Raw genomic sequence first — 1,430 nt, forward strand, 5'->3', positions numbered from 1 at the left:
GGATCAAGCACAATACTTGTGGAGGGGGTTGTATTTATCTAGGTTTGTGAATTAATCAAACCGAGTCGTTTTGGAAAGCTTCTTGCCCATCATTCAGTTTCTATTGCCTGAGTTCATCCTGCAAAATTTCGAGTTGACCTCCATCAACCGTGTTGAGGGCGTCTTCCAGGTTCATATCGAAGAGAAAAACGCGGACGAGCAGGATCCAGAACGGAAGAATCTGCTTTCCAAAGGCTTCTTCCCCACTATTACCGTTCAGGATTTCCCTATCCGAGGGCATCAGGTTTTTCTTCACATCAAACGCCGTCGCTGGCTCAATACCCAAACCGGAAAAGTCGTGTATCGAGACTGGACTCAGGTAGCGGATGGAACGCGAACGACGAGTGAGTTCGCGGCTTTTTTAAAACAAATCAGTCGATACCAACTCGACTAACATCCGTTCCATCGGTGGATTTTACGGAGTTGGCGGCAAAGCTTTGTTACGTCACTATCGTAATTGTCAGCGTGGATTTGCCCATTGGGAGCAACGAGCCCATGCCAAACAGTGGCTGATGTATCCTCAAAATCTGGGGGCCCATCTGTCGCTGGATGAGACCAGTCTGTCTCATGGAGAACTTTATACCATCCTGACCAATAAAGCCGCTAAGGGTGGTCAAGGAAGTATCGTGGCGATTGTGGCGGGTACCAAGGCCGAAACGGTAATCGAGGTTTTGCGTAAGTTGCCTGAAAACCAGCGCAAAAAGGTAAAGGAGGTTACTCTGGACATGGCCGCTAACATGGCCCTGATTGTCAAAAAATGTTTTCCGAAGGCCACTCAAGTAACCGACCGTTTCCATGTACAACAATTGGCCCTGGAAGCGGTTCAGGACATGCGCATTGCGTATCGTTGGCAAGCCTTGGAGGCCGAGAATGAGGCCCTTGAGCAGGCTAAGCTCAACCAGCTGGAGTATCAACCTGAGCTACTTTCTAATGGCGACACGGTGAAACAACTGCTGGCTCGCAGTCGCTATGTGCTCTATAAAAAGTCCACCGACTGGACGCTCAGTCAGCGAGAGCGGGCAGCTTTGTTGTTTAAGCGGTATCCGGATTTGCAGACAGCTTATGAGTTGAGTCAATCGCTGAGCTATATTTTCGAGAATACGACCGATAAGCTGTACGGGTTAGCTCGTTTGGCCAAATGGCATGAGAAAGTCCGTCAGGCGGGTTTTAAAGCCTTCAACACGGTGGCTCGTTCGATCCAGCACCACTATGAAACCATCCTGAATTATTTTGACAACCGCAGTACGAATGCCTCGGCGGAGTCTTTCAATGCCAAGATCAAGGCGTTTAGGAGTCAGTTTCGAGGGGTTCGCAACGTAGAATTCTTCTTGTATCGACTTTCCCAATTATATGCTTAATCTAAGTTGATCCACAACTTTTGAGATTGATCC

Annotated in this window: 2 protein-coding genes; both read left to right on the forward strand. The window is 48.4% G+C overall.

Annotated elements, in window-relative coordinates:
• The first annotated feature begins 70 nt into the window (after nucleotides 1-70).
• Nucleotides 71-433, forward strand: a complete 363-nt coding sequence (locus GO755_RS40600) for an ISAon1 family transposase N-terminal region protein (RefSeq protein WP_157591160.1) — start codon at nucleotides 71-73, stop codon at nucleotides 431-433.
• A gap of 10 nt (nucleotides 434-443) precedes the next feature.
• Nucleotides 444-1,397: an ISAon1 family transposase gene (locus GO755_RS40605; protein ID WP_449448588.1), complete on the forward strand. Its 954-nt coding sequence runs from the start codon at nucleotides 444-446 to the stop codon at nucleotides 1,395-1,397.
• Nucleotides 1,398-1,430: the final 33 nt, after the last annotated feature.

Source organism: Spirosoma arboris, assembly GCF_009754945.1.
Lineage (GTDB): Bacteria > Bacteroidota > Bacteroidia > Cytophagales > Spirosomataceae > Spirosoma > Spirosoma arboris.